Below are 18537 nucleotides of genomic sequence, written 5' to 3' on the forward strand. Positions count from 1 at the left end.
TCTTTACGCACCGTATTTTTCTGCTCTATAAGAATAGTTAAGTAATAAGTTCATTATATCAAGCCCCCTTATTCTTAGAGTTCCCTTTCGAGCTTCTCTTTCATTGAAGTCCTTAACATCATCGAAGACTAAACTACTATATGGTACGTAGAGCATGAACGGTACTGGATCCCCCGTGTGTTCTTTAACTTCTACTGGTGTTGCATGATCTCCAGTTATTGCAACTACTATCTCACTTCCAAATCTATCAAGAATCTTTCCGATCATTTTGTCAATCATCTCTATAGCATATTTTTTACCTTCCACATTTCCGTCATGAGAAGCAGCATCAGTAGCCTTTAAGTGCAAAAAGACGAAGTCGTAGTCGTTCAGCAATTTAGCAGCTTCCTCTGCCTTACCAATATAATTAGTGTCCAATCCTCCGGTGGCTCCAACTGGTGTCACTACTTTCATTCCTAATTGCTCGCATATCCCCTTAATTAACGCAGTTGCAGAAACTGCTGCAGCCTTCAGCTTAGTGTAGCTTTCGAACGCGGGTAATTCTTCGTACTCCGAAGCTCCTCTCAGTAAGATAATGTTAGCCGGTAGTTCTCCCTTTTCTATTCTCTTTTTGTTATACTCAGATTGTGAAAGGACTTCGTAAATCCTCTTCGTAAGTTTATTTACTATCTCAGCTGTCCTTTTTGCTGCATCACTATCTATTAGTGGATGACTATCAAGAACTTTTTTACCCACTTCATGGGGGTCTGTGTCGGATATTTTATCGCTCAGACCTTTACCGCTCAATACTACAGCTACTCTATGTTCTGTACCGTGGAAGAATTTCACTTCAACTCCATCGATCTCTTTTATATTCTCGTTGAGCTCTCTTACGAGGTCTTCAGCCTCTTCTATCTTTCTACCAGCCCTCCTATCCTTAACTACGAACTCATTGTCTACTGTTGCAAAATTACCCCTAAAAGCTACATCTCCTCCTTTTAACCTAGCCCCAGCCCCTATAGCTTCAAATGCTCCTCTTCCTTTGTAGAACTTTTTTGGATCTAGGCCAAATATAGAAAGATGAGAAGTATCGCTTCCGGCTACTATGCCTGGTGAAATAGGATCCATCAGACCTACTAGCGAAGATTTAAGTAACTCCCTCACATTAGGTTTGTCTACAGCTTCTAAAGGTGTCTTATAATTCAACTTACTTACTGGTCTGTCACCTAATCCGTCGGCAATGAAAAGAAGAATCTTGTAGTGTTTCACGCTATCGACCTCTTCAATTCTTTAGCCATTCTCTCATATCTTTGTATATCGGCTTGGGTTATACTAGGCCTCACTATCTCGAGTGCCTTCATGAAATCTGACTTAGTTACTTTAACTTGTGCTTTATTATTCATACATTCTCTCATATACTTTAAGTAACATTCTTCACTATTATCTTTACCTTGACAAGAACTTCTAGCTTGTTGATCACAGTCTCTATAAGCTTGCCTCATGGCATTAATTGTAGCTTCTCTGACTAAAGCCTCTAAGTCTGCTCCGGTATATCCTTCTGTCTTTTCGGCTATCTCTTCTAATGTTACGTCTTCTGCTAGTGGTACGTTTTTTGTGTGTACTTTTAGTATTTCTAGTCTTGCTTTTTTGTCTGGTGGTGGTACGTAGATTAGTCTGTCGAATCTACCTGGTCTTAGTAGTGCAGGGTCTAAGATATCAGGCCTATTAGTAGCAGCAATAACAACAACCTTATTGAGTGGTACGATTCCGTCCATTTCAGCTAATAGCTGGTTGACTATTCTTTCAGTAACACCACTGTCGTGAGCAAGTCCTCTCATTGGTGCTATTGCGTCTATTTCGTCGAAGAATATTACTGTTGGTGCTGCTTGTCTTGCTTTTCTGAATATTTCTCTTATTGCTTTTTCGCTTTCTCCTACCCATTTTGATAGTACTTCTGGTCCTCTTACTGCTATGAAGTTTGCACCACTTTCTGTTGCTACTGCTTTTGCCAGCATTGTTTTACCAGTCCCAGGTGGGCCAAATAAAAGAATACCCTTAGGCGGAGTTATGCCGCTCTTTGTAAATAACTCTGGGAACCTTAGAGGCCACTCAGCGGCTTCGCGGAGCTGTTGTTTGACATCGTCTAACCCGCCTATATCTGACCATCTCACCTTTGGAACTTCTACATAAACCTCACGTAGTAATGAAGGCTGTATACTTTTCATTGCATCTAAGAAATCTTGCATTGTTACTTTCAATTCCTTTAATATATCGGCAGGAATAGTTTGCTGTTCTAAGTTCAGTTTCTTCTCTTGTATAAATCTTCTCAAAGCTGATATAGCTGCCTCCTTAGCTAGTGCTGCCAGATCAGCTCCAGTATATCCATACGTCATTTCAGCTAACTTATCAAGGTCTACATCTTCTCCTAAAGGCATATTTCTAGTATGTACTTGTAATATCTCTTTTCTTCCCTTAGTGTCAGGTGGCCTTATTTCAATCTCTCTATCGAATCTTCCTGGTCTTCTGAGAGCAGGATCAATGTCGTCTGGTCTATTAGTAGCTCCAATGACTATTACTTTTCCTCTACCCTTTATTCCGTCCATTAATGTCAGAAGTTGTGCTACTACTCTCTTTTCTACTTCTCCAGTAACTTCTTCTCTTTTAGGTGCTATTGCGTCTATTTCATCAATGAATATAATTGCAGGTGCGTTTTTCTCAGCCTCTTGGAATATCTCCCTTAATCTTTGTTCACTCTCACCATAGAACTTGCTCATGATTTCAGGTCCGTTAATAGTAATAAAGTAAGCTCCGATCTCGTTGGCTAATGCTCTTGCTAGTAAAGTTTTTCCTACACCTGGAGGACCGTAAAGAAGAATTCCTTTAGGTGGCTCAATACCTAACCTCTGGAATAGCTCAGGATGTCTCATAGGCCACTCTGCAATTTCCCTTATCTTCTGCTTAGCTTCTTCTAAATCTCCTATATCTTCCCAAGTTACTCTCGGATAACTTATGCTTCCTTCTTTCACCGGTTCTTCCTTAATTTCTACATTTGTGTCAGGAGTTATGTGAACATAATTTGATGGTTGTGTACTTACTACTACCAGTTCTATGATTCCAGTGTAAACAGGGATAGGAATTATATCACCTTTGGTTATGGGTTTGTCTATTAATTGGTCCTTAACATACTCTATAAAACTATAGTCGAAACGTATGGGTTGGGTTGGTGCTAAAACTACTTTATTTGCAGGTGCTACATTAACCTTTCTTACTATAACTTCATCCCCAATCCCCACACCAATATTCTTTCTGACATATCCATCGATCCTGATTTCGTCATCGTCAATATCATCAGATGCTGGAAAAGCTTGCATTACGGTAGTAGCGTTAGGGCCGGACACTTCAATGTAATCACCGAACTGGACTCCTAACTTTGCCATAGCCCTTTCTGATAACCTAGCGATCTTCTTTCCTACGTCTCTCTGTCTCGCTTCACTTACTTTAAACTTCAAACTTTGGCTCATATTGTGATGTGATCATATTTTCGTGATTAAATAAGCTATCTGTGCCTTTAAGGCACCAAGTAGTAGATATTTAAATATCTAACTAATTTAGTGAATAATGAGTATAAACTTGAGGGAGATTCCCCCATCTATATATAAGTCGAGTTGCCCGAATTGTGGAGGAGCTATTTCATCTTCCAGACTGAGTAAAGGTTCAGTGTGTACTAGGTGCTTTTCTGACGATGAGGCTGAATTTCAAAGCCTAAACGACTTGATAAAAGCTTTGAAAAGTGCTGGTACTTTGAACAAGCTTTCAAAGGAAAGTGATATTCTGTCCGAATTTAATGTGTTTAGTGAAATATTTAGAACAGCTATTGGTTATCCCCCTTATGGTCCCCAGAAGAGTTGGATCATTAGGCTCTTACGAAATGACAGTTTCGCAATTATAGCTCCACCAGGTTTAGGAAAGACTACCTTCGGTCTAGTTGCTTCATTATATTATGCAAATAAAAAGAAGAAATCCATAATAATATTTCCAACCAAGAGTCTAGTTAAACAAGCACTTGATAAACTGTCTGTCTTTTCCTCTAATTCTGGTATAGAAGCAAAAATAATATATTACCACTCGGGTCTCACAGAATCACAAAGGCAAGAGCTTAATAAGAGTTTGTATTCCAATGAGTTCGACATTTTCATATCAACTAATCGTTTTATGATAGATCATATAGACAGCTTATCTAATTTAAAATACGACTTTCTGTTTGTAGATGATGTTGATACAGCATTAAAATCTAGTAAAAGTGCACAAGCAGTTTTACGTCTTGTAGGATTTTCACAAGATGCAATGACCAAAGTCAGGGAGCTAATGAAAGTTAAGGATACAGAAATTCTGTTCTCAGAAGTAGAAAAAATCAGGAAAGGGATTTTAGGGAATAAGACTGTGGTTTTCTCTTCAGCAACACTAACTAAGGGTAACCCCGTTTTCTCCCTACTTATGGGTTTTAAGCCTGGAAGCTCAGTAATATATTTGCGAAAAATAATCGATGCTTATACTGAACTACCTACCAACGATTATGAAGTTGTAAGACTGTTAAAAGAGCTATTATCGAGGCTCGGCAGTGGTGGTCTTATATTCGTTCCGGTTGATAAGGGTCAAGAATATGCTAAGTTTTTAGAGGAAAGTCTTTCAAAAGATTTTAGCATAGCAACGGTTGCCTCATCCAGCACTTCTAAAATAGAGGAATTTGCTGAAGGTAAGATTGATATCCTTATAGGCTCAGCAACTCATTATGGTATCCTAGTAAGGGGGATTGATTTACCGTGGAGAATTAAATATGCAATATTCGTAGGAATTCCGAAATTCAAATTCAAAATAGGAGAGACTGTAAATCTAGTTACTTTAAGTAGAATTCTAAGTATAATCGCTCTCATTACTAAGGATCAGGAGATCATAAGACTAGCTGGTCGCGTTAGAGGAAAGATCAGGAGATTATCTCCAGCAGCTCTTGCATTGTTAAGTCAACAAGCCAGAGAGGGAAAACTAGAGGATGAAACACTAATAAAGGCTTATGGGATTGTTAACTCCTATCTCCAGAACGAGGATGTTCTCAAGAAAATAAGTGAAATGGGAGATTTTGTAATCTCGAACGGAAATATACTAATCCCAGATTACTTAACTTATATACAGGCTAGCGGGAGAACATCTAGAATTTACGGTGGAGATCTGACAACTGGTCTTTCAATATTGCTAGTAGACGATAAAAACTTATTTGAAATATTTAATAGAAAGATTTCCTTAATACTAGATGAAATAAACTGGAAGGAACTTGATTTAAATTCATGGAAGATAGGAAACGTGGAACTGTCTGAGATTATTAATGGTATTAATGAAGAAAGAGAGAAAATACTCAAGATCAAGAAAGAAGGAGGTATTACTCCCTTACTCGGAAAGGTTAAAACAGTACTATTAATTGTAGAATCGCCGAATAAGGCTAAAACCATATCTAATTTCTTTTCAAGACCCAGTACTAGGCAAGTAGGAAATCTTAGGGTTTATGAAACAGTTCTAGAGGATAAGGTTCTAATGGTAACCGCGTCTGGTGGACATGTTTATGATCTCACAACTGACAACATAGGGGTTTATGGAGTAGATGTTAAAATAAGTGAAGATGGTTCGGCGCTATTTCTACCTTACTATAATACAATTAAGAGGTGTAAAAACGGTCATCAATTCACTGATTATGATAAAGGCGGTAAGTGTCCTAATTGCGGGACTACTGATATTATTACGGATAAGACGTATACAGTAGAAAATCTAAGAAAATTATCTTTAGAAGTTGATGAGATATTAATAGGAACTGATCCTGATACAGAGGGAGAGAAAATAGCTTGGGATTTGTACTTAGCGTTGAGACCGTATAACAATAATATTAGGAGAGCTGAATTTCATGAAGTTACGAGAAGAGCTATTATTCAAGCTATATCTAACCCTAGGGAATTTAACGTGAACCTCGTGGAGTCTCAAATAGTAAGGAGAATAGAAGACAGATGGATAGGATTTAAACTTTCTCAAAAGGTTCAAACTGAGTTCTGGCCGAAATATTGTACAGAAGAAAAAGAAAGAGCTAGAAGCAAGTACTATAATCAGAGTACAGATTGTTCAGAGAACAGAAACTTAAGTGCTGGCAGAGTTCAGACACCAGTACTTAACTGGATAGTAACTAGATACGATGAGTATAACAAGACTAAAACTAGGGTCTATTACGGAAGAATAAAAGGGCTCGAGGATATAACTTTCTATGTCCAAAGGCAAGAAGGAGTTAGAAAGAACAACGTCGTTACAGTAACATTTAAGGAAATAAATGAGGTAATTGAGGACTTCGGACCTTTACCCCCCTATACTACTGATACTTTACTTTCAGATGCCAACAATTTCTTTGGGCTATCTGCTCCAGAAACAATGAGGATTGCGCAAGACCTATTCGAACTAGGTCTGATAACATACCACAGAACCGATAGTACGAGAATCTCTAACGTAGGAATATCAATAGCTGAAAACTATCTTAAGCAAGTTCTAGGTCAGAATTATGAAAAGGTATTCAAACCGAGGACTTGGGGAGAAGGTGGGGCTCATGAAGGAATAAGGCCAACCAAGCCCTTAGATGTGGATCAGCTTAGACTCATGATTGAGGATGGAGACTTAGAGTTAGCTAAACCCCTTACGTCTAACCATTTCAAGGTTTACGATCTTGTGTTCAGGAGGTTCATATCTAGTCAGATTGTCCCCTTAAAAATTAGAAAGGAGGTTGTGAAGTTTGAAATTAAAGATGAAGAGGGGAATCCTATACCACTAGAACAGAATTATGTGGAGTTAGTAACTAATTACTCCCTTCCGGTACAAATAGATAATATAACAAAGTTTATCTATCAGCCTGTAAGACGCCTATCTAAGTCATTGGTTTCAAGGTTGAAAGATCTTGGCTGCGAATCATTACCTTGTGATTTCGGTTTATCTTTAGAAGGTTCGTTCTTGAGGAGTAAGGTAAATTTATATACTCAAGCCGATTTGGTCATAGAAATGAAAAATAAAGAGATCGGAAGGCCTAGCACTTATGCGACGATTATCAATACGATTCTTAAGAGGCGTTATGCGATAGAAAGTAAAAAAACTAAGAAAATGATTCCTACATCTTTAGGTAAGGCTGTAAATAAATATTTAAATGAAAAGTACGGTAAGTTTGTATCAGAAGAGAGAACAAGAAAGTTACTTCAGCTGATGGATATGATTGAAGCTGGTAAAGAGAGATATGATGATGTACTAAAACAAATATATGAAGAAATAAATGAAATTAGGTGAGAATGAATGCTTATAGGGTTATTACACCTTAAGCTTAAAGAGGCTAGCAAAAAAGCGAACGTCGAAAAGGCAAAGAAACTGATAAAGGAGGCGAAGGAAAGGGGTGCTAAATTAGTTATTTTACCCTCTTTATTTCCAGTAGGAAACATTTTTGAAATTTATGAAAATGATAAGAAGTCTAAGAGTATTATAAGGAATCTCTCGGAAAAAATTCCGGGTACTATTACGGATACGTTGATAAATTTAGCCACAGAAGGCGAAATCCATCTAGTTGCAGGTCCAATTTTAGAACAAGCAGGTCCAAAGGTATTTCTTACCACCCTTATTATCTCACCCCAAGGTGAGATAATTGGCAAATATAGGAAGGTAATTATTTCTGAAAAAGACGTGAGACTCGGGATATCCTCTGGAAAGGAGCCTGTATTCATGTCCTTAGACAAAAGATACGGGATTTTAGCTGAAGACGATATTTTCTCTCCTGAAATTAACAGAGTTTTAGCTCTTGGTAATGCGTCTGCTATTATCGGGTCGATAAAGGCGTATGCTAGGAGTCCAGATATAGTTAAGTACGTTGCTATAGCTAGAACCTTAGAGAATGGTATACCGTATATACTGGTTGGTGAGGTAATAGAAGACGAAAACGGTGAAGTAATAGGTTCGTCACCTACTTTTGTAACTAGTACCAACTCTCTAATCTATAAACAGGCTGAGGATGAAGACACCGTACTATACGTAGAGACTACTGTGCTAATGCAAGAGAGTTCTAAGGAACGTATAGGTAAGATAAATAACATTGAGACGATATTGCAAGGACTGTGTAAGAACATAAAGAAAATGAAATCTATGGAAAGGAAAAAGATAAACCAAGAAGACAGTCACGAAAAAGAAGAGGAAGAAGAGTAACTTTTATGCTCTTTAGCAAAACATGTGGTTTTAAGAGCTAGTTATGTAAACTATTGTCCTCCTATTTTTCACTACTTGTGATATCATTCCTTGTCTCTCAAGTTCCTCTAATATCTTCTTAGCAACGCTTATGTTTACATTAATCTTATTTGCGAGAACATAAGGTGTGATTATTTTTTCCTTCTTTAATTCCTCTTGAACTTTATTTATAGTGTCCTTATCAACTGTGATTGCCTTAGAGGTAACTTCCTTACCGGTCTTGCTTGTTTTCTTCTGAGCTTTCTTCTGTGTTTCCTCTTGTTGCTTCTTTAATCTCTTCTCTATATTGCTAATTGGTTTCTTACTCGCACCACCCATTGGATTCCCACTAAATTTAAGTTAGTAATTTGAGAGTATTAAACGTTACTTTATGGGACAAGACTTACCTATTGATGATATAATAGGTCGTATTAGTAAGTTGGCTTCTGGGCTAGGGATAAGTAGAAATGAGCTAAAGGTTTACTTCCTACTTCTTATTAACGGTAAGATGACAGCTAGAGAGATCTCTGATAGAATCGGGATTTCGTATACGAAAATTTACCCAGTATTGTCTAGACTAGAGGGAAGAGGATGGATTAAGAGAGTAGGTAAAAAACCAGCTATGTTTGCGGCTAATTCTTTGGTTGACGTATGGTCTACCGTAAAGAAGAATATTCTTGAATCAGTAGAGAAAATAGAGAAAGAAGTTATAACCCCGCTTTCATTGCTGCTATCTACTCAACCGTCGTTGTACAACATAATGCTAATACCTCCTGATAGTGTACAGATGAGTTTTCAGCAAACTCTCAAAGAGCCATCGTCAATATACTATCTCGCAATATCTTTTGACGAACTTTTAACAGAAGAGGTAATAAAGCTTCTAGAGGCTAACGCTTATAAGAGTGACGTCAAGCTAATACTTATAAAACCTAGAGAAATCCCTCCGGTAATTAACTTCAAAATCACCGAATCAATGTTTGGTAGTGGCATTATAACAAATAGATCCATTATGTTAGTTGTAAAATCCTCTGAAAATATCCTTTATGGCTTGTACTCAACTCATGTATATTTCATAGAGATCGGTAAGGTGTACTTCAATTATTTGTGGGAAAGGTCAGGAAAACAAGGGAATAATGCTTAAAAATTATCTCAGAAAAACCATACTAATTGACCATTATGAGAATAATAACTGTAAAACTACCCGAACAATTCTTAGAAGCAATAGATGAATTAGTCAATACTGGAAGATATACTTCTAGAAGTGAAGTAATAAGAGCAGCTTTAAATGACTTTATAAGAAAAGAATTGTGGATAGAAAACGGATGAACATATGATGAAAGCTGGTATTTTTGAAAGGATGAAATGCGACATCAGAGCTGATTTTTAAAACCTTACACTCTTTTCTTACTTTAATATGCCATTAAAAGAAGGTGATTCAGTAGTCATATGGGTTGATCCAAAAAGAGTGTTTCTAGTAAAGATAGAGAAAGGGAAAAAATTCGGCTCAGATAAAGGTACCCTAGACTTGTCTACATTAATAGGAAAGGAATATGGTTCGACCGTTTCTCTCTCGACTGGTGTGCAAGCTTATTTGCTTAGGCCTACTCCTTTAGATGCTTATAATGGGTTGAGAAGGCCTTCACAAGTACTATACCCTAAGGATATATCTTACATGATTTATGTGTCTGGGATTAAAGAAGGGGACACCGTTGTTGAAGCTGGCACTGGATCCGGTTTCCTGACGATTTCCTTAGCATATACAGTGGGAGGGAAAGGTAGAGTTATTACTTATGACATAAGAGAAGATATGCAGGAAACAGCTAGAAGGAACTTATCGTTTATGGGACTATTAGATAGAGTAACTTTCAAGCTCAAGGACATAAGGCAAGGAATAGATGAAAGAGATGTAGACGCTGTCTTCCTCGATATGCCAGACCCTTGGAATACGATACAATACGTCCACGACATCCTTAAACCTTCCGGTTCAGTAGTAATCTTTGTCCCTACAGTTAATCAAATAGAGAAAACTGTACTTAAAATCAGTGAATTTGACTTTGTAGATGTGCATGCTGAGGAATTAATTGTTAGAGAATACCAAGTGAAGGAGAACGCGACAAGACCTAAAAATATAGGTGTAGTTCACACTGGTTTCATTATAAGGGCAAGGAAATCAATAAAAGGGAGCTAATAAAATATTAAACGAAATGTCATCAAAACTAGCCACTTACGCGAACCTCATAATAAAGTATGAAAACCAATTGAAAGACGTGGAAAAGAAGACTGTAGAGGACGGTAAGAAAATTGTTTTAATGGCGGAATCTCTCTCCTCACAGTTTAGAGCTGTTGCGGAACAAGTTATATCACAGATTTTTAAAGAAATTGATCAAACTTATTCATCCCAAATTCAACAATTATCCAAGAAGTATACTGAAGAAAGGGAGAAAGAGATCGAGAAGATTAGAAAACAAGCTGAGAAAAACGTTGACAAAGCAGTGGAATTAGTAGTATCCAAATTATTGGAGGTATATAAGTAAATGAGCTTCGCGTACACTACTGCATTAGCAAGAGTATATAAGAGCCAGATACTGAGTACAGGCACTGTAAATGAGTTATTAGAGTCAAGTAGCTGGAAGGAAGTTGCCAACATATTGAGAGAAAATGGTATAATATCTGAAGTCCCACAAACTCTTACGGATTTCCAGACATATATGAAAAATAGAGCACTACAGATATTATCTAGTGTAAGGAATTATACTCTATCCTCCAAAATTGCTTCGTCTATCGTAGATTTGTATAAATATATCGTAGAGTTAGATGACATAGAAGCTATAGTATCTGCCACATTATCTAAATCTACTTCCTTTCGTGTCTATCTTTTAAAAGATCTGGCTGATATAAAACCTCAATCCCTTGAAGATGTGCTATCCTCTCTGACTGGAATCGAGAGGGAAGCTTTGGAATTCGCCTTAGAAAAAGCCACTAATAAGTCAGCTGCCGTAATCAACACTTATTTAGAATATTTCTTTATCAACAGATTATCGGCTATTGTAGATACGTTTAAAGGAGACTGGATCGCAAAAGCTAGAGAGATCATATGTGGTTACAAGGATTATTATTCATCTCTTATCGCGTATAAAATACATGAGCAAGTTTCAGATACATGCAAAATGAGCAAGGAAACTTTGAGAGACATAGCTAACTCTTCTTCTAAGGAAGAGGTTCTAGACATATTATCGAGGTCACCTTACGGTAAAGACATAACAGCAAATGATATTTACTATTCATTTGCTAAATTTAAGAAAGTAGTTAGGGTGCAAGCTAGGAAAGCTTCTCTGAATGCCTTTATGGGTTCACCCTTCACACCAGTTACCGTTATGGGGTTAGCGGAGCTAATTAGATTGGATACAGAAGATATTATCACGATCGTTAACGGTTTAGCTCTAGTTAGAAATGGGGAGAATAAGCAAAAAGTTGTCGAAGATATAAAGTCGCTACTTTCCTTTGAGCTCATCTAAGATTTTTTTGTCTATTATATATCCTCCGTCAACGTCTCTAATAATTGTATAATCAGGTATTTCTGGAGGGTCTGGCATATCTATAAACGGCTTCTCTTTACCTAGATATATCCATTTGAGCCTGCCACCGAACTTTTCTAGTTTATACCAATACTTCCCTATGTAAACGTATTTTTTACCGTTTTTATAGACTAAGTGATAAGGCTTTAAATACACTCTGTACTCCTTTATTTTACTGTTGTACTCATATACTCGCAATTTTAATTTAGTAAGAACTTCATCAAACACTTTTTCTGGTACCTTCACTAGCATTACTAACCTATTCTTTTTTACTCTCAAAAATCATATCTACTTTTAGACGGGTATTAGTATGAAGCTAAGACGCGTTAATAATACATTAGAAGTTTCTGAAATAGGACTAGGCTTATGGAGTATAGTTACGGACGAGTGGGGAAGCGATATAAACAAAGCGGAGGAGCTTTTACGTAAGGCATATGATGCAGGTATAAATTTCTATGATACCGCTGATGTTTACGGAAAGGGACTAGGGGAGAAAATAATAAGTAAAGTTCTAGGAACCAAGAGGGACAGAATTGTTATCTTAACAAAAATAGGGCTTGATTTTTATCATAACACGAGACCCGTAGGGAACTACGACATTGAGTACTTAAAATTTGCGTTTGAACAGAGTTTAAAGAGACTCAACACTGACTACGTAGATATACTTATGCTACATAATCCTAAGGGTAACGTGATTAGGGATACGAAGGTAATTAATTTCTTTCAGAGCTTAAAGAAAGAAGGAAAAGTGAGAGTTATAGGAGTTGCGCTAGGACCTACACTAGGATGGGGTGAGGAAGGAATAGATGCGATCAAAATGGGATATGAGTCTTTAGAGTACATATTTAATCTCATAGAGGTGAAGCCTGGTATAGATTTCCTAAATTATGATATAGGTCATTTTGTAAGAGTCCCTCACGCCTCAGATGCACTTAACGAGGATAAATGGCCTATAGAATACGATCCTAAACTTCACAGACATTTTAAGGATATCAGCTGGATTAATAGGGCGATAGAGAGGTCTAAAGAATTAATACCTTTTGCAAATAAAAAGGGTATGAAACTCTCTCAATTGGCTTTGAAGTTCATACTGTATAACAAGAGGGTATCGTCTGTAATCCCTAATATTTCTAATGAAAGGGAGTTAGTTGAGTTTGTTAAGGTCGAGGACTTACCAGATTTGACTGAAGAAGACTATAATTATTTGATCTCGTTCTACGAGAGGAACTTCATAGAACTTAACAAGGAAAGTATTGAAGAGACTAAAAGGTATAAGTAGTCCTTTGTTCATGTTTTTCTATTTTCTCTCATATAGTAATTCAGAAAGGACATAAAGGCTTTAGCCCTATGGGAGTATTTGTTCTTCTCCTCTGTACTCATTTCAGCAAAAGTTCTTTCCTCGTTTTCCGGAATGAATATAGGATCGAAGCCAAAACCCTTTTCACCTCTAATCCTTTCACTTATCCTTCCGTTAACCACACCCGTGAACAGATTTATCTCTTTATCGCTAACGTAACACATGACAGTCTTAAAGTAAGCAGAACGATCCTCTACGTTGTTTAAAAGTTTCAATATACCCTCTAACCCTAATTTCCTCCTCACGTAATTCGTATAAGGTCCAGGAAAGCCATTTAAAGCGTTTATGAACAGACCACTATCCTCCACTATTAACGGTTTCCTTATTACTTGGTATATGGTAATTGCAGAATATCTTACTATTTCCTCAAGATTATCCGCTTGTATCTCGAATTTCGGTATGTTTAACCACTCTATTTTGATTCCATAACTTTTTGCGACCTCAGATATCTCCCTGAACTTATTTTCGTTAGAAGTAACTAAAAGTAACTTATCATTGCTATTTACTCCCTTTTCTTCTCTCTTCGACATATCTTCCCCTCATTCTGATTTCCTTAACCTTCTCTAAAATTTTATTCGCGTCAACGAATTCCTTGTAACCTTCTAGGAACCCTTCAAACAACACCTTTTGGTATTTATTATGTGTGCTTTCAAGTGACCGTAGAAATACGTGAACATCTATAGCTAGGTCTTCATCCTCCTCTGCCTTCTTAGCAAGTCCGAAATCTATGACGAACATCTCGTTCTCATTAGTAAGGATCATGTTATTAGTAGTGGGATCACCATGAGCAATACCTAATTTATGGAGCTTACCTAGTATTTCCCCCATTTGTTTACCTACAGGTTTAAGGTTTTCCTCACTACCACTATAAGACAGCAGATAGTCCTTGACAGTAACACCCTCAATATATTCCATAACAATTAAAAACTCGGTCGGGTCTACAAGAAGGAGTGCAGGAACGTTCACACCATTTATAAGTGAGGTATAAATTAACCTTGCCTCTAACTTAGTCCTATTACTGTTTATCTCATAGTCCAACTCAGGATTTCTGTATTTCTTTCTAATTCTCTTTTTAAAAATAGAATGTATTCCGGCAAAATATCCCTCGTAGATAACAGCTTCTGCCCCTCTTTTTATTTCCTTTAACCCCTCCATGGTATATCAACTTTGTCAATTCTCCACCTAGGCCTTACAATACTCTCCTCTACCGGTACGGTTACATTATTCTTAGCTGCGAGTAGTCCAGTATAAGCTATCATTGCCCCATTATCCCCCGAATACTCGGGAGGTACTATTTTCACAGAAATTCCCCACTCTTCTTCAAGCTTCCTTAATTTCTCTCTTAAGCTGACGCTCGCCGCAACCCCTCCGACTATTAATACCTCTTTCTTTCCGGTTAACGCTATGGCCCTCTCCGTAGCTTCTAAGAGCATGTCAAAAGCGTTCTCTCTCAAACTGAAACAAACGTCTTCTAACTTATTCCCCTTCACAGCCTTAAGTGCTGCGGTCAACAACCCAGAATAAGAAATGTCCTGCCCCTTTACAACATAAGGTAACTTAATGTACCTTTCGCTTTTCTCCGCGCAAATATCTATCTGATGAACTCCGTTAACTACGTAAGGAGGTGCCAGACCCACTTCCCTAACAAAAGTGTCTATCATATTTCCCAAGGCTATATCAAGGGTTTCCCCGAATACTCTATATCTACCGTCTACAAATACAGTGATTATAGTATTACCTCCCGAAAGGTATAAAATAAGGGGGTCTTCAGCTTTTGTAGTAAACCTACCTATTTCTATGTGTGCAATCCCGTGGTTTACTGGTACTAGCTTTTTACCGAAAGCTAGAGCTAGAGCTCTCGCTACAGTAGCCCCTACCCTTAGTGCTGGTCCTATACCTGGTCCTAAAGCCACAGCAATATAATCAACGTCCTTTATACTTACTCCCGCTTTATCTAGTGCCAATTTAACTATCTCAGGGGCAACTTCAGAATGATGTTTCCCAAGGTCAGAGGGTTTCATCCCACCCTCTTTCGGTACAAAAGTATCCCTTACGTTTGATAAAATTCTGATTCCAGACTGGTCTTCCTTAACTATTCCAACTCCAAAAGTGTGGGCTGTACTCTCAATCCCTAAAACGATCATCTCCCTTTACCTATAAACTCAGTGTAACCACACTTTCCACAAGCCCACCTCTCTACGGGTTTCATATGATGTGCCATAATGCTTCCGCATCTAGGACATTTTTTATTCTTTAACTTAACTTTACCTCCTTCAATCACATAATAAGTTCTCACTATTGCTTTAGTGCCTTCGTTACCCTTGCTTTGCGGCATTCTTACCACCTTTCTTTACTTTTTGCCCAGTATCCCTTCCTATTAAGTGTTTTGGCTCAACTTTCTCCAAATCTCCCTTGTTCTTGTATATGTTAACTCTGACTAAACTGATACCTCCCCCGTAAATTGTCTCCACGCTCTTCACTACTATTAGGTCTTCTTTTGCACCATAGACAGCAGAAAGTGCTGATATTATTTCTTTTCTGGAAGGAGTTCCAGAACCTATGTGGAATATTTTTAAGGTCAACTCCCTTCTGTTAAAAACGTTATTTTGGACGTCTTTTTCCACTACCCCTTCAGCCTTGTCCGATACCTTAATCTTTAACTGCTGTGCCATCGGAGTAAAAATATAATAACAAGTCTTTAAGAGTTACGCAAGTCTCTTATAATATCTTCAGCGACTTTCTTTCCAGAGAGAACCATTGCCCCGAATATCGGACCCATTCTGGGTAGACCTTTAACTTCAGTCACTGCCATTCCGGTAGCATATAGTCCAGGGGCTACCATGCCCGTGTTTTCTACAGTTAGCTTTTCAGCTACCTCACTGTAGGCTGATTTCTCACCAGGTATAGAAATCCCTAACTCAGGAATCTTTCGTGAGGCCACAGAGATCACCTCTGCATCATGTCCGGTTGCATCAACTACAGCTTTTGCTGATATGAAAATCGGGTCTACGTGAAGGCCCGCCATTTGCGTGGCTGTCCATTCTACTGCAACTCCTGCAACCCTTAATGGGTTCTCCCTGAATATCACATCATCTACGGTAATTCCATGAATTATCTTTGCCCCGGCTGAAATTGCCGATGCTGCTAATTTAGCCATAAACTCAGCAGTGTCTACTATGTATACCCCCTCTTCCGCCTTGATCAGCTTAATACCCATTTCTCTTAGTATCTCATCTGCAGGACTCTCTATGACTATTTTATGGAATAACATCGCTCCTCCGCCTATACCTCCACCAAAACTCAATCTTCTCTCGAATACTACCGTCTTAAGACCAGCCTTAGCCAAATAATAAGCTGCAGCCATTCCTGATGGTCCTGCTCCAACTATTACCACATCATTTTCTATAAGGTCTAACCAATCTTTCATAGTGTACTCGATTATGTATCTACTTATCTTGCTTTCCTCGACCGATTTGATCTGGATTGAATCAGATTGCACTGTTTCCCACTCTCACTTAATCTACTTATTAATCTACTTAAATACTATTATTATAACAAACTTATTTAATATAGTCTTTCAGGAGATTAAATTATGCCAATGCAATTAGACGTTCATACTAACGCATTGAGGTGCAGTTGGTGCGGTAAGTTCATTCACGGAGAACCAATAACCGTAAAGACTTGCTGTAATAATAAACCTTGGGTGTTTTGTAGCAAACAATGTTATAACATATGGGTGAGGGAATGGCTAAAGAGGCAAGAACAGAGGACTGGAGAAAGAAGAAAAACCTTATTATAACAGGTATTTCAGGAGCTAGTGGTACAATATACGCTATCCGCTTTCTAAAAGTCATTAAAGAGATGGGGTTTGACTCAGAGGTGATCGTCACAAAAGGTGCTGTAAAGGTCGCTGAGAAGGAGTGCGGTATTGATCTTATGTCAGAGATCGAGAAATTTTCATTCTCAGTTTATTTGGAAGACCAGATTGAGGCTCCGCCATCCAGTTCAAGTCATACGGTTAACGCTATTGGGATGGCAATAATCCCGTGCAGTATAAGGACTTTAGCCGAGATCGCTTCCGGTATTGCCTCAAACCTTTTAGTTAGGGCTGCCTTAAACTTCCTCAGAACCAGAGGTAGGTTAGTTCTATTGGTGAGGGAAACACCACTAGGGGTAATCGAGCTTGAAAATGCTCTTAAAGTAGCTCAAGCCGGTGGTATTATTTTACCGGCTTCACCGGGTTTTTACCATCATCCTAAAAATATTCAAGATGTAATTGACTTTGTAGTAGGGAAAGTTCTCGATATGTTAGGGATAGAGAACGAGTTGTACACTCATTGGGATGAAGAGTCTATAACAAGTCAAGGTCTCTGCGACCATACTTCTTAGATAGAAGCTCTTTCACTTTATTGTCGTACTCATCTCTTTTCAACTCTTTCTCCATATCTTCAGTATCCCCGTTCTTCTTGTTAACCGCAAATGCACACTTGTTCCCAGGTAGTAAAGCCCTCTTCTCACAATATGCATACTGACATTCTCCAGTGATACATACATCCCCTACCCACATACAGTAGCCTATTTTTTGAGGTGTTCCTTTTATGTACTTCTTCTGTATGTTCAGAGCCTTTTTATTACACCTGAAGAAGGGGCATAAGTAATTACATTTATCGCCTAGTGGCATCGGTTTAGGTTCGTCGAGATTAAAGTCTTGTTTGCCACGTCTTAGTTCCCTTCCGCTCAAACCGTGAATCACCCAATTTTCTAACGGTAGGTATTTAAATTAGAATTAGATTTTCAGCCATTTAAATATTATGTACCTAATATTCCTCGTGACGGGATTTACAATACCCAGTATAAGTTCTTTCCTAGTGCTGTGAGATACCCTACCGAAGCCTAAAATCTCGTTCGGTGAGATCTCCTCGTCTTCCCTGAGGGCTATGATTAAGTAAGGAGCATGTTCGATCCCCGGTGCTATATTATAAACTGCGAAGTCCGCCCCATACTTTATACCTGATCTAACCACGTAATTTTTGTTCCTCAGATCCTCATAAACGGTGTAAAGAATATTAAACCGAGGTAGTAAAGTAGTTCCCAAATTGTATAATTCGTCGTAAGTAAAGTTCTTTTCGGCACCGTCAACGTTTGTGTAAACGCTTATTAAACCCTTCTTTAGAAGATAGGTAGCTTCTATTATTGACAGAATCAAGGGGCTTTTTATATCTTCAGGGCTTTTAGGCTTAGAGATATCTAACGGTTTGCCGTAATAACCTATCCTATAAACTTCTCTAGCTTCTTCTACATTCTCAATAATGACTTTATCCTTCACTAGCTTTCCTTTGGGTGCCATAT

22 protein-coding genes are annotated in these 18537 nt (G+C 38.0%); 10 read left to right on the forward strand and 12 right to left on the reverse strand.

The annotated features are described in order from the left end of the window. Positions 1-3: 3 nt before the first annotated feature. Positions 4-1248, reverse strand: coding sequence for a 2,3-bisphosphoglycerate-independent phosphoglycerate mutase (locus D1868_RS02525; protein ID WP_156005214.1), 1245 nt, complete (start codon positions 1246-1248; stop codon positions 4-6). Further along, complete coding sequence (locus D1868_RS02530) at positions 1245-3500, reverse strand: CDC48 family AAA ATPase (protein ID WP_156005217.1); 2256 nt, start codon at positions 3498-3500, stop codon at positions 1245-1247. The genes D1868_RS02525 and D1868_RS02530 overlap by 4 nt, the downstream gene beginning before the upstream one ends. Before the next feature lie 97 nt (positions 3501-3597). Here D1868_RS02530 and rgy point away from each other — a divergent pair, with 97 nt between their 5' ends. Further along, on the forward strand, positions 3598-7335 hold the full coding sequence (gene rgy / locus D1868_RS02535; RefSeq protein ID WP_420824479.1) for a reverse gyrase: 3738 nt from the start codon (positions 3598-3600) through the stop codon (positions 7333-7335). A 6-nt stretch (positions 7336-7341) separates the two neighbouring features. Next, complete coding sequence (locus tag D1868_RS02540; RefSeq protein ID WP_156005220.1) at positions 7342-8238, forward strand: carbon-nitrogen hydrolase family protein; 897 nt, start codon at positions 7342-7344, stop codon at positions 8236-8238. A gap of 30 nt (positions 8239-8268) precedes the next feature. Here D1868_RS02540 and D1868_RS02545 read toward each other — a convergent pair whose 3' ends face one another. Further along, the gene (locus D1868_RS02545; RefSeq protein ID WP_156005222.1) at positions 8269-8595 is read right to left on the reverse strand and encodes a 30S ribosomal protein S25e; all 327 of its coding nucleotides are present in this window, start codon (positions 8593-8595) and stop codon (positions 8269-8271) included. Positions 8596-8647: 52 nt separating this feature from the next. On the opposite strand from D1868_RS02545, the gene D1868_RS02550 reads away from it, so the two are divergent. The 5 genes from D1868_RS02550 to D1868_RS02570 all read left to right on the forward strand — a co-directional run bounded on the left by D1868_RS02550 (position 8648) and on the right by D1868_RS02570 (position 11771). Further along, positions 8648-9397 (forward strand): TrmB family transcriptional regulator, encoded by a 750-nt coding sequence (locus tag D1868_RS02550; RefSeq protein WP_156005225.1) that lies wholly within the window; start codon positions 8648-8650, stop codon positions 9395-9397. 35 nt (positions 9398-9432) lie between these two features. Then, complete coding sequence (locus D1868_RS02555) at positions 9433-9582, forward strand: ribbon-helix-helix domain-containing protein (protein ID WP_156007926.1); 150 nt, start codon at positions 9433-9435, stop codon at positions 9580-9582. 88 nt (positions 9583-9670) lie between these two features. Further along, complete coding sequence (locus D1868_RS02560) at positions 9671-10444, forward strand: tRNA (adenine-N1)-methyltransferase (protein ID WP_156005228.1); 774 nt, start codon at positions 9671-9673, stop codon at positions 10442-10444. Between the two features lie 16 nt (positions 10445-10460). Continuing rightward, positions 10461-10790: a hypothetical protein gene (locus tag D1868_RS02565; protein ID WP_156005231.1), complete on the forward strand. Its 330-nt coding sequence runs from the start codon at positions 10461-10463 to the stop codon at positions 10788-10790. Beyond that, positions 10791-11771 (forward strand): V0D/AC39 family V-type ATPase subunit, encoded by a 981-nt coding sequence (locus D1868_RS02570; RefSeq protein ID WP_156005234.1) that lies wholly within the window; start codon positions 10791-10793, stop codon positions 11769-11771. Here the strand turns inward: D1868_RS02570 and ubp are convergent. Continuing rightward, positions 11748-12083 carry a UBP family nucleoid-associated protein gene (ubp, locus tag D1868_RS02575; RefSeq protein WP_156007927.1) on the reverse strand — a complete coding sequence of 112 codons (336 nt, stop codon included), beginning with the start codon at positions 12081-12083 and terminating at the stop codon, positions 11748-11750. The genes D1868_RS02570 and ubp overlap by 24 nt on opposite strands. A gap of 58 nt (positions 12084-12141) precedes the next feature. Here ubp and D1868_RS02580 point away from each other — a divergent pair, with 58 nt between their 5' ends. Beyond that, positions 12142-13110: an aldo/keto reductase gene (locus D1868_RS02580; RefSeq protein ID WP_156005237.1), complete on the forward strand. Its 969-nt coding sequence runs from the start codon at positions 12142-12144 to the stop codon at positions 13108-13110. Positions 13111-13118: 8 nt separating this feature from the next. Here the strand turns inward: D1868_RS02580 and D1868_RS02585 are convergent, their stop codons facing one another. Genes D1868_RS02585 through D1868_RS02610 form a run of 6 tightly spaced genes read right to left on the reverse strand, consistent with a single transcriptional unit; the run spans position 13119 to position 16687 of the window. Continuing rightward, complete coding sequence (locus D1868_RS02585) at positions 13119-13718, reverse strand: XTP/dITP diphosphatase (protein ID WP_156005240.1); 600 nt, start codon at positions 13716-13718, stop codon at positions 13119-13121. Next, the gene (locus D1868_RS02590) at positions 13687-14343 is read right to left on the reverse strand and encodes a Kae1-associated kinase Bud32 (RefSeq protein ID WP_156005243.1); all 657 of its coding nucleotides are present in this window, start codon (positions 14341-14343) and stop codon (positions 13687-13689) included. The genes D1868_RS02585 and D1868_RS02590 overlap by 32 nt, the downstream gene beginning before the upstream one ends. Next, positions 14331-15332 carry a KEOPS complex N(6)-L-threonylcarbamoyladenine synthase Kae1 gene (gene kae1, locus D1868_RS02595; RefSeq protein WP_156005246.1) on the reverse strand — a complete coding sequence of 334 codons (1002 nt, stop codon included), beginning with the start codon at positions 15330-15332 and terminating at the stop codon, positions 14331-14333. Before kae1 ends, D1868_RS02590 begins: the two co-directional genes overlap by 13 nt. Then, positions 15329-15523, reverse strand: a complete 195-nt coding sequence (locus D1868_RS02600; protein ID WP_156005249.1) for a 30S ribosomal protein S27ae — start codon at positions 15521-15523, stop codon at positions 15329-15331. Before D1868_RS02600 ends, kae1 begins: the two co-directional genes overlap by 4 nt. Then, the gene (locus D1868_RS02605; RefSeq protein ID WP_156005252.1) at positions 15504-15860 is read right to left on the reverse strand and encodes an eS24 family ribosomal protein; all 357 of its coding nucleotides are present in this window, start codon (positions 15858-15860) and stop codon (positions 15504-15506) included. Before D1868_RS02605 ends, D1868_RS02600 begins: the two co-directional genes overlap by 20 nt. Before the next feature lie 26 nt (positions 15861-15886). Next, positions 15887-16687, reverse strand: a complete 801-nt coding sequence (locus tag D1868_RS02610; protein WP_156005255.1) for a sulfide-dependent adenosine diphosphate thiazole synthase — start codon at positions 16685-16687, stop codon at positions 15887-15889. Positions 16688-16780: 93 nt separating this feature from the next. Here D1868_RS02610 and D1868_RS02615 point away from each other — a divergent pair, with 93 nt between their 5' ends. Both D1868_RS02615 and D1868_RS02620 read left to right on the forward strand, forming a co-directional pair. Beyond that, a complete protein-coding gene (locus tag D1868_RS02615) occupies positions 16781-16987 on the forward strand; it encodes a TRASH domain-containing protein (protein WP_156005258.1) in 207 nt (68 codons plus the stop codon). Continuing rightward, on the forward strand, positions 16921-17577 hold the full coding sequence (locus tag D1868_RS02620; protein ID WP_156005260.1) for a UbiX family flavin prenyltransferase: 657 nt from the start codon (positions 16921-16923) through the stop codon (positions 17575-17577). Before D1868_RS02615 ends, D1868_RS02620 begins: the two co-directional genes overlap by 67 nt. On the opposite strand, the gene D1868_RS02625 is transcribed toward D1868_RS02620, so the two are convergent. Beyond that, a complete protein-coding gene (locus D1868_RS02625; RefSeq protein WP_196770293.1) occupies positions 17540-17869 on the reverse strand; it encodes a hypothetical protein in 330 nt (109 codons plus the stop codon). The two genes, D1868_RS02620 and D1868_RS02625, sit on opposite strands and share 38 nt — an antisense overlap. Before the next feature lie 105 nt (positions 17870-17974). Further along, positions 17975-18535, reverse strand: coding sequence for a tRNA-intron lyase (endA, locus tag D1868_RS02630; RefSeq protein WP_156005266.1), 561 nt, complete (start codon positions 18533-18535; stop codon positions 17975-17977). Between the last annotated feature and the right edge of the window lie 2 nt (positions 18536-18537).

Source organism: Stygiolobus azoricus (genome assembly GCF_009729035.1).
Taxonomy (GTDB): Archaea; Thermoproteota; Thermoprotei_A; order Sulfolobales; family Sulfolobaceae; genus Stygiolobus; species Stygiolobus azoricus.

Coding starts and splice junctions, on each gene's coding strand:
- D1868_RS02530 (WP_156005217.1), bottom strand. CDS start 3,500: ATGAGCCAAAGTTTGAAGTTTAAAGTAAGTGAAGCGAGACAGAGAGAC.
- rgy (WP_420824479.1), top strand. CDS start 3,598: ATGAGTATAAACTTGAGGGAGATTCCCCCATCTATATATAAGTCGAGT.
- D1868_RS02540 (WP_156005220.1), top strand. CDS start 7,342: ATGCTTATAGGGTTATTACACCTTAAGCTTAAAGAGGCTAGCAAAAAA.
- D1868_RS02545 (WP_156005222.1), bottom strand. CDS start 8,595: ATGGGTGGTGCGAGTAAGAAACCAATTAGCAATATAGAGAAGAGATTA.
- D1868_RS02550 (WP_156005225.1), top strand. CDS start 8,648: ATGGGACAAGACTTACCTATTGATGATATAATAGGTCGTATTAGTAAG.
- D1868_RS02555 (WP_156007926.1), top strand. CDS start 9,433: ATGAGAATAATAACTGTAAAACTACCCGAACAATTCTTAGAAGCAATA.
- D1868_RS02560 (WP_156005228.1), top strand. CDS start 9,671: ATGCCATTAAAAGAAGGTGATTCAGTAGTCATATGGGTTGATCCAAAA.
- D1868_RS02565 (WP_156005231.1), top strand. CDS start 10,461: ATGTCATCAAAACTAGCCACTTACGCGAACCTCATAATAAAGTATGAA.
- D1868_RS02570 (WP_156005234.1), top strand. CDS start 10,791: ATGAGCTTCGCGTACACTACTGCATTAGCAAGAGTATATAAGAGCCAG.
- ubp (WP_156007927.1), bottom strand. CDS start 12,083: ATGCTAGTGAAGGTACCAGAAAAAGTGTTTGATGAAGTTCTTACTAAA.
- D1868_RS02580 (WP_156005237.1), top strand. CDS start 12,142: ATGAAGCTAAGACGCGTTAATAATACATTAGAAGTTTCTGAAATAGGA.
- D1868_RS02585 (WP_156005240.1), bottom strand. CDS start 13,718: ATGTCGAAGAGAGAAGAAAAGGGAGTAAATAGCAATGATAAGTTACTT.
- D1868_RS02590 (WP_156005243.1), bottom strand. CDS start 14,343: ATGGAGGGGTTAAAGGAAATAAAAAGAGGGGCAGAAGCTGTTATCTAC.
- kae1 (WP_156005246.1), bottom strand. CDS start 15,332: ATGATCGTTTTAGGGATTGAGAGTACAGCCCACACTTTTGGAGTTGGA.
- D1868_RS02600 (WP_156005249.1), bottom strand. CDS start 15,523: ATGCCGCAAAGCAAGGGTAACGAAGGCACTAAAGCAATAGTGAGAACT.
- D1868_RS02605 (WP_156005252.1), bottom strand. CDS start 15,860: ATGGCACAGCAGTTAAAGATTAAGGTATCGGACAAGGCTGAAGGGGTA.
- D1868_RS02615 (WP_156005258.1), top strand. CDS start 16,781: ATGCCAATGCAATTAGACGTTCATACTAACGCATTGAGGTGCAGTTGG.
- D1868_RS02620 (WP_156005260.1), top strand. CDS start 16,921: ATGGGTGAGGGAATGGCTAAAGAGGCAAGAACAGAGGACTGGAGAAAG.
- D1868_RS02625 (WP_196770293.1), bottom strand. CDS start 17,869: ATGCCACTAGGCGATAAATGTAATTACTTATGCCCCTTCTTCAGGTGT.
- endA (WP_156005266.1), bottom strand. CDS start 18,535: ATGGCACCCAAAGGAAAGCTAGTGAAGGATAAAGTCATTATTGAGAAT.